Consider the following 7,458-nt stretch of genomic DNA (forward strand, 5'->3'; position numbering starts at 1 on the left):
CATCGATCGTCGCAAGGAAGCAAAGGGCCGTGACCGGGCCGACGCCAGGAGCCGTCATGAACCGTCGCACGTGAGCATTGTTGCGAGCCAGCCGCAGCACCTTGCGGTCAAGGTCCTCAATCTGTTGCTCGACGGCCTCGCGTGCCTTCAGCAATGGATCGACCGCGGCAAAAAGCTCTGACCGTTGCTCGGCCAACTGCGCAGCGCGCACAGCAAACACATTCATCTTTGCTCGTCCGATGACGAGCCCAAGATTCTTGAGGAGCCCCCGGATTTGATTTTCGATATCCCGCTTGATCTTGACGAGCAGAGCTCGACTGACAAGAAGGGCTTTGGTCGCATGACTGTCGAGATCCTTGACGCAAACCTCCTTGTACCAACCACATTGCATGATGCGCGCTATGCCAGCAGCGTCATTTCGGTCGCTCTTATTGATCTGCATCTTCAGAACCGCCTTCGCATGCCTGGCGTCAATGCAGATAACGGGTAACCCGATCTTATTCAGTTCGGTCCACAGCCATGTCGACGTTGCTCCGGTCTCGAGTCCAATCCGAACGACGTGTGACGCGTGCAATTTGATGAACGTCGCGATCGCCTCCGGGTCAGACGTAACCACCCCTTCGCGCTCGACCTTTCCGGTCCGATCGACGATGCAGATCGAAGTCAGTTTCAGGGACACGTCTAATCCGACATAGTGCTCCATTGCCTCTCTCCATCATTGCAAGGCCCTGGGTAGGCCTCGTCGAGTCCTGGAGAGCTGATTCGCAGAGCCTGAGTATGGCTCCGAGCCCGGAATTACCCCATGTGTGAAAACGCCGTGCCTGCTATGATTCCCGCACTGAATCGGTGGGGGCTGGCATGGCTCGTTTCATTCAAGGAGCTGATCGCGGGCAATCTACTTTGTTGCCGGAATGTTGTGGCGGCCAGGCGTTGACCACGGACAGAAGCATGAGCTCGGCGGCGCGACGTTCCACCGGGTGGCTTGACATCATCGGGCCCATTACAGAAGGGCATGTACTATTAGCGGCTGGCCGGCTGATGTCCGGTTTACCGCCAACAGCGGCCAGCCGCCCAGTACCGGGCCGACGGCAGCGGTCAGCGCGCCGACACCAGCCCATACTCCGATCGCATGGTTGCGCTCGTGCTCGTCAAAAGTCGCTCCCAATAGCGCGAGGCTTGCCGGGATGAGGAGCGCGGCGCCAACCCCTTGGATTGCGCGGCTTGCGATTAACACGGTGATGTTCGGCGACAGGCCGCACGTAATGGAGGCCATGCTCCCTGCGAAGCCAACATTATCCGGGCCATACCAGCTTTTGAGCGCCGCCTCCGGATTGCTCGACTTCCTCACAACCTCGTACGCCAGGAGATATTCCCCAAGCTTCTGATCGAAATATGCGCCCGTCGGCAAAATCTGTTCGTCGGCAAAACCGTTCGGAGTGGGATAGGCATAAGAGTAGAAAGCCGCAAAGTCTGTGCTGCCTCCGCCCGGCCAGGAGCCGGCAGACGAGACTTCATCACTGTAGGCCTCGCGCGTCACTTCGTCCGGTAAACCCGGTACGCCCCCCGGGTGAAGCGGAGCAGGACGTCCGGAGAAGCGCGTCACCGCGAGATCGAAGCTGCCCCAGAAGAGATGGACCGGACTGACCTTTCCGGTGAAGCCCGTCCGAAACCGATGAAACACACCGTCGATCGCAACCAGGGCCCTGAAAAACCGTGTCACGGCGCCTGCATCATAGGGTCGGATCTGACGGTCGTCCTGGAAGGGGATCGGATCGGGAACTTCATTGGGCCGGCAGTCGAATTCCGGTGTACCGCCGAGACGTCCCACCAACTCACAGAACCGGGCGTGAAAGTCGGCAACGGACATCGGCCCCAGCGCCATTTCAACCCGCGGCCATCAGAGGCCTCTCCGATCACGATATGGCGGGAGAGATCGAAGGTGATCTCGATACCTGAGGCGTCTGGAACCAGTGAAGTCGTGAGCCCGCGAGCATTCACGTAGAAAGTCGCGTGCCATGAATGATTGACCCACGGCGTCCTCGCGAGCCGATACTTGCCGACAACTTGGCAGTACAAATGAAGCGCGGAACAGGTTTCGCGCCACGCCTCGAAGGGGATTTCCGGCCAGATCGCGCTCATAGCGTTTCCTCCTTTGTGTTTGGTCGCACGGACGAGGCGCTGGTATCGTCCATTCACGTATGAGCATTGACGGTCGCAGGCATTTGAGAACGTTTGCAGCGAAAAACAAAGCTCCAAGTGGAGAGACTCGTAGGATCAGTGTCGCCAAGCTCATTGAGGTCTGGGCGTTTTCCGAGGGCTATCTTTGGCGGGCCGTCGCGCGAAATGGCCGGTTTGGGTCACAAGCGCCGCCGACCACGGCCAAGGTGGGAGACTTCCGCTTTGCGTTGGTAGGCCGACGTTTACGAGTACACGTCGTAGCTTCACGGCTTCCGTCGCCGCTTCCCCGCTGGGTTCCTCAACAGCGGGCGCATGACTTCGATGCTAGTGATGCTGTTTTCAAATCCGGGCGGCAGCGGCATCAACTCGGGCGCGGCATCGTTGCAGGCCGGGCAGGGGTCGCCTGCGCCGTCGTAGCCGCAGGCCTTTGGCCCGAACCCTGCGTCGTGCAGATGGAACAGAACCATCGAGGCTTCGGTTAGGGAAGGGGGGAGTAACGCCATGAGTAAGGCTTTTCGCAAGGCAGTCGCCGACCCCCCGTGATCACAGTTGGCGAGCTCATCGATGGACTCTGTCGACTGCCGGATACAGCAGTCGTTAGCTTCCACTGCCCCATGCTGGAACATGAGCTTACATTTTACAGCCTTCGGAAGCGGTCCAAGGACCTCGTAGAACTTCAAATCAGTGCGTATCCGGGGAGCCTCCCTGTTGTACCAAGGGCCGACGCTGCTTGAACCTGCGGCGGCTTGACACGGAAGGGCGCAAGATCGCCCAGCGCCTGTGCCACGTCCGCCTGTGCATCCTTGAGCCACCGCCAATTATCAGCGCCGCATCCTGCTCGCGGTCGCAGACGGCGCTATCGCGCAGTGGTACTCTCTAACAGGGGCCGGAAACGGAGAAGATCGATGGCAACAAGCGTCAAGCAAATGCTCGAAGCTGCCAACGCCGGAGTTCCGAAGATTACGCCGGAACAAGCTACTGAAATGATTGCGACTGGCAATACGCTCGTCTTGGACGTTCGCGATGCACCCGAAGTGGCCGCTAGCGGGAAGATTGCTGGTGCCGTGAATGTGTCGCGAGGCATGTTGGAGTTTCGAGCAGACCCGGAATCGCCGTACCACGACAAGAACTTCGACACTAACAAAACCATTATTCTCTATTGCGCTTCGGGCGGTCGATCAGCTCTCGCTGGTAAGGTGCTCAAGGATATGGGGTATGAAAAGGTATATAACGTTGGCGGCTTTAAGGATTGGACAGGCGCGGTAGAGAAATAAAATCTGACCGTCCTCCAGAAAATTGCCGGTGGCTTGCGAGCACGCGTGGCTGCACCATTGTGATGCAGCCACGATGCCAGCTAAGACACCGCTCTCGATCTGGACCCTCCACGACACGGCATGGGCGTCGCCAGCGAGGTTGTGCGATGTTCGTCTCACCGTCCAGTCCGCGGCGCAGTGGCCCGGGGCGACAAGGGGCCGGCATTCTTTGCTTGCTCCGACAACTATCTGATCGACGTGAAGTTCGGTGTCATCGTCGATCAGATGCTGCGCGCCTGGTGAAAGCTTTCCAGAAATTATACCTATTACTGCGCGCTTCGCTTGCTGGTTGAACGAGGTGCCGGCAGCGAAAGGCAAGCTGGAGGGATTTTGACGGCCGCGGCGTGGCGGAGGTCTTCTGGGAGCGGCCGCGCGACAGCGGAGTTCGGATCGAACCCATCGTCCGCGCCGATCTGGATGCGGCTTCGGAGACAGGAGCGCGCTTCGCGGACGAGAGCTTTTCCTCGTCAACCGGCCGAGTTGTGCACGGATGGAGCGCATAGGGATCACGCGGGCTGCGACCTTCAACCTGGGCTTCGCAGCTTACCGACCCCGCCGCGGTCGCAACCGACGCTTCCGGATACTTAGTGATGCCACAGCGAAGTCTTCATGGCGCTCAAACAAGCGCTTCTTGAACGCCGGCCTCCCGCACTGAATCGGCGGGGGCTGGGCATGAGTCGCTTCGTTCAAGGGGCTGATCGCGGGCAATCGACTTTGTTGCCGGAATGCCAGGATGACTGGGTTTTAGATGACAATCCGGTTCGCGTGATCGACGCCTTCGTTGCGGCCCTCGATCTGGCTGAACTTGGGTTTGGTGGCGTTGAGCCTGCCGGCACAGGTAGGCCGTCGTATCATCCGGCCGCGCTCTTGAAGCTCTACATTTATGGTTATCTCAACCGTGTGCATCCGGCTCGAGCGTGAAGCTGGCCGCAACGTCGAAGTGATGTGGCTGCTCGCCCGGCTTGCGCCCGATCACAAAACGATTGCCGATTTCCGCAAGGACAATGGTCCCGGCATCAAAAAAGTCTGCGCGCGCTTCGTCGAGGTGTGCCGCAAGATGGGGTTGCTCGCGGCAGCCAGCGTCGCCATCGACGGCAGCAAATTCAAAGCAGTCAATAATCGCGATAAGAACTTCACGCGCGGCAAAGTCGAGCGGCGGCGCACGCAATTGGAAGAGAGCGTTGCGCGCTATCTCGCTCAGCTCGATACCGCCGACCGGCAGGAGTCGTCGGAAACGCTGGAATTAAAAAAGACGCGGATCAAAGAACGGCTCGAAAATCTGACCGTTGAAATGGCGAAACTCGCAGCCATTGAAAAACAGGTTCGGGCGTTGTCCGATCAGCAGATATCGTTCACGGATCCTAACAGCCGTTCGATGGCCACGAGCGGCCGTGGTTCCGGCATCGTTGGCTACAACGTGCAGACGGCGGTCGATACAGAAAACCATCTGATCGTCGCGCACGAGGTGACAACAAGTGGCTCAGACCGGTCACAACTTGCAAACATAGCACAGCAGGCCAAAGCCATTCTTGAGGCCGACACGCTCGATGTTGTCGCCGATCGCGGCTACTTCAAGGGCGAAGAAATCCTGGCGTGCGAGCAATCTGGCATCACGGTGACGTTGCGCCTAAGCCGATGACATCGGGTGCGAAGGCTTCGGGGCGCTTCGGCAAACAGGACTTTGCTTATCTGCCAGATGAGGATATTTATCGCTGCCCGGCCGGTAAGCAACTCAAATATTATTATACCAGCGAGGAAGACGGCCAGAAGCTGCGCAACTATTGGACGAACGCCTGCAAAACCTGTCCACTCAAATCGAAGTGCACGCCGAGCCCACAACGCCGTATCAAGCGATGGGTGCACGAGGACGTTCTCGAACGCGCTCAGGCGCGGCTCGACAAGAATCCAAACGCCATGCGCACACGCCGCGAGACCGTCGAGCATCCGTTCGGCACACTGAAGACGCGCATGGGCGCGACGCACTTCTTGTGCGTGACGCTGCCGAAAGTAGCGACCGAGATGGCGCTGTGCGTGCTCGGCTACAATCTGACACGCGTGCTGAACATCGTCGGGATGAAACCGCTGCTGGCGGCGGTGAGGGCGTGATACGGGCGCTGGCGCGCGCCTTGCGAGTCATCGGGCGCGTGAAAGAGCCCGACATTGCGTCAGGATGAGTTCTGGTCGAGTGGCCGTAAAATTTGCCCAAATTGATCGGATTGCGGTAGCCTGAGCTCAACCGCGCTGGTCCGCGTCATGCAACAGTGTTTTTACACGACCAAAACCCATAGCCGCCCTCATGCCTCGCGGAACTTCTCCCACGTCAATGTGGCCGAAACCATCTTTCCATCGAAGGGGCTTGGAGCAGGACGGGTAGATAGTATCAACTTGCTTCCATCACGTTTGACGTCTCGAATTTGCGCCGTCCCGGTCCATGTCTCGTTCAGTGAGATGTTGATGTGATGTTCAACTGTCATTCCGTCGAACGTGTAGGTGCCCCCATAGGCAATCATTGACCGGAACAGTTCAAGGCATTCTTGGTCGGTGGCCTTATCGATACTCGCCGGCTTCGGTCTGTCCACGCGTTGGATCATGGCCATCATTCGACCGTCCCGCCCATACATGACGAAGCCAGTGTCGTCCTTAGGGATGGTTTGTCCTGTGTCCAGAAAGGTCAATCTCGTATCGAGAAGCTTGTAAGTCCCAACCAAGTCAGTTTCGATTCCGTCTGGGTGTTTCGCCATAGGTCGGCTCCCAACAGGCCAACTTGGGACGCACAACGTTCAAGGATGGGCCGGAGAATACTCGATCTTTTGGCTGAGGTCTCCTGTTGGCCCTTCGGCGAAGTGGCGGCATCGCTCCACGAGGTCCGCTTATTGAGGCGGCGGTCAAGATTTGCTCAGGTTGACTTCTTCGCATTTTGACCCATTGCAGACGCGCGCGGCCTATCGCTGCGATCTACTTTCAAGCAGCCGGCGGCGGACCTCCTCCGATACAAAGCGCTCCGCCCGCAGCCATGCCTCGTCATTGTCGCCACGGAACTGGAAGTACTTTCTGAACACGACGCGCTGGGCTGTCGTATCCACGGCAGCAATCCGCACCACCTGCACCAGCGTGCTGAGCTTGTGAACGATTCCGATGATCAGGATCTGCGAGCCGGCCTGTGACGTCGCGCGCAGCTGATCACGCAACGCCGGTCCGTCGGTTGGACAATTTGATGCGCAGGAGGAGGGCACGAGCTCAAAGCGCGGGTCTGCCGTGACGTCGTCCCGCAGCGCAGTCATAAAAATCTGCAATCGCGTTTGATGCACGGCCGTCTGGTCGGTGGGCTCGTTCGACGTGTCGACATAATTGAAATCGTCGACCGACACGGCCAAGGCTTGGCCGGGGGTCGCGGCGGATGCATCTGAGATGAGGCTGGATCCGAGGAACGGACCGATGAACAGGCCGGCTGTGGTGAAAGCGTGCAAGAGGGAGGCGTGGCGCATGGCGATGACTCGATCTCCGTGGCTGAATTGCGGTGAGACGATAAGCCTTTCCAAGCATCAATTAGTGCAACCCCTGCCGCTATCCGGCATCGTGGTTCAGACCCAGGTCGCGCCAATGTCCAATGCGGGTTGGACCGAATATTTGGAGGTCTCGCCACCGGAAAGTCAGCTTACAAGTTAGTCATTCAAGGCTGTTTGAAGTGCTCGCATTGCAAGCGCCGATCTATGCGAGCTGGTAGTCAACAAGCCCGCTAGCATGCTCGGCCCCGGCTTCCTGCGGCGCAGCCAGCACGCGCAGACAAACAACGTGATCGACGAAGACGCAGTTTGCTTCAATGCATGAGTCCACTTATGGCCCGTCAGCGAAGTCACGGCGCACCTCGTCGAGGTCCGCTTAGTGAGGCACGGCGGACTAGCACTACTTTGGCAGATTGTTGATTTTGCCGCGATTTATAGGATTCCCGAATCAATTGTTCAATGAT

7 protein-coding genes and 2 pseudogenes are annotated in these 7,458 nt (G+C 58.5%); 3 read left to right on the plus strand and 6 right to left on the minus strand.

Annotated elements, in window-relative coordinates; all coding sequences use genetic code 11:
- The 4 genes and pseudogenes from IVB13_RS18800 to IVB13_RS18815 all read right to left on the minus strand — a co-directional run.
- Positions 1–703: IS110 family transposase (locus tag IVB13_RS18800; RefSeq protein WP_247489960.1), on the minus strand; the 703-nt coding region annotated here is incomplete at its 3' end.
- A 297-nt stretch (positions 704–1,000) separates the two neighbouring features.
- Complete coding sequence (locus IVB13_RS18805; RefSeq protein ID WP_346732285.1) at positions 1,001–1,348, minus strand: MFS transporter; 348 nt, start codon at positions 1,346–1,348, stop codon at positions 1,001–1,003.
- Between the two features lie 18 nt (positions 1,349–1,366).
- Positions 1,367–2,139 (minus strand): annotated as a pseudogene (locus tag IVB13_RS18810) (DUF5996 family protein); the annotation flags it as partial.
- A gap of 302 nt (positions 2,140–2,441) precedes the next feature.
- Positions 2,442–2,645, minus strand: a complete 204-nt coding sequence (locus IVB13_RS18815) for a hypothetical protein (protein ID WP_247489962.1) — start codon at positions 2,643–2,645, stop codon at positions 2,442–2,444.
- A gap of 438 nt (positions 2,646–3,083) precedes the next feature.
- Here IVB13_RS18815 and IVB13_RS18820 point away from each other — a divergent pair, with 438 nt between their 5' ends.
- The 3 genes and pseudogenes from IVB13_RS18820 to IVB13_RS18830 all read left to right on the plus strand — a co-directional run bounded on the left by IVB13_RS18820 (position 3,084) and on the right by IVB13_RS18830 (position 5,597).
- Positions 3,084–3,452 carry a rhodanese-like domain-containing protein gene (locus IVB13_RS18820; protein WP_247489965.1) on the plus strand — a complete coding sequence of 123 codons (369 nt, stop codon included), beginning with the start codon at positions 3,084–3,086 and terminating at the stop codon, positions 3,450–3,452.
- Between the two features lie 120 nt (positions 3,453–3,572).
- A complete protein-coding gene (locus tag IVB13_RS18825) occupies positions 3,573–3,734 on the plus strand; it encodes a hypothetical protein (RefSeq protein ID WP_247489967.1) in 162 nt (53 codons plus the stop codon).
- Between the two features lie 429 nt (positions 3,735–4,163).
- A pseudogene (locus tag IVB13_RS18830) lies at positions 4,164–5,597 on the plus strand (IS1182 family transposase).
- Between the two features lie 188 nt (positions 5,598–5,785).
- Here IVB13_RS18830 and IVB13_RS18835 read toward each other — a convergent pair.
- Both IVB13_RS18835 and IVB13_RS18840 read right to left on the minus strand, forming a co-directional pair.
- Positions 5,786–6,232: a lipocalin-like domain-containing protein gene (locus tag IVB13_RS18835; protein ID WP_247489968.1), complete on the minus strand. Its 447-nt coding sequence runs from the start codon at positions 6,230–6,232 to the stop codon at positions 5,786–5,788.
- Positions 6,233–6,433: 201 nt separating this feature from the next.
- Positions 6,434–7,030: a DUF2380 domain-containing protein gene (locus IVB13_RS18840; RefSeq protein ID WP_247489970.1), complete on the minus strand. Its 597-nt coding sequence runs from the start codon at positions 7,028–7,030 to the stop codon at positions 6,434–6,436.
- Positions 7,031–7,458: the final 428 nt, after the last annotated feature.

Source organism: Bradyrhizobium sp. 17, assembly GCF_023073515.1.
GTDB lineage: Bacteria > Pseudomonadota > Alphaproteobacteria > Rhizobiales > Xanthobacteraceae > Bradyrhizobium > Bradyrhizobium canariense_D.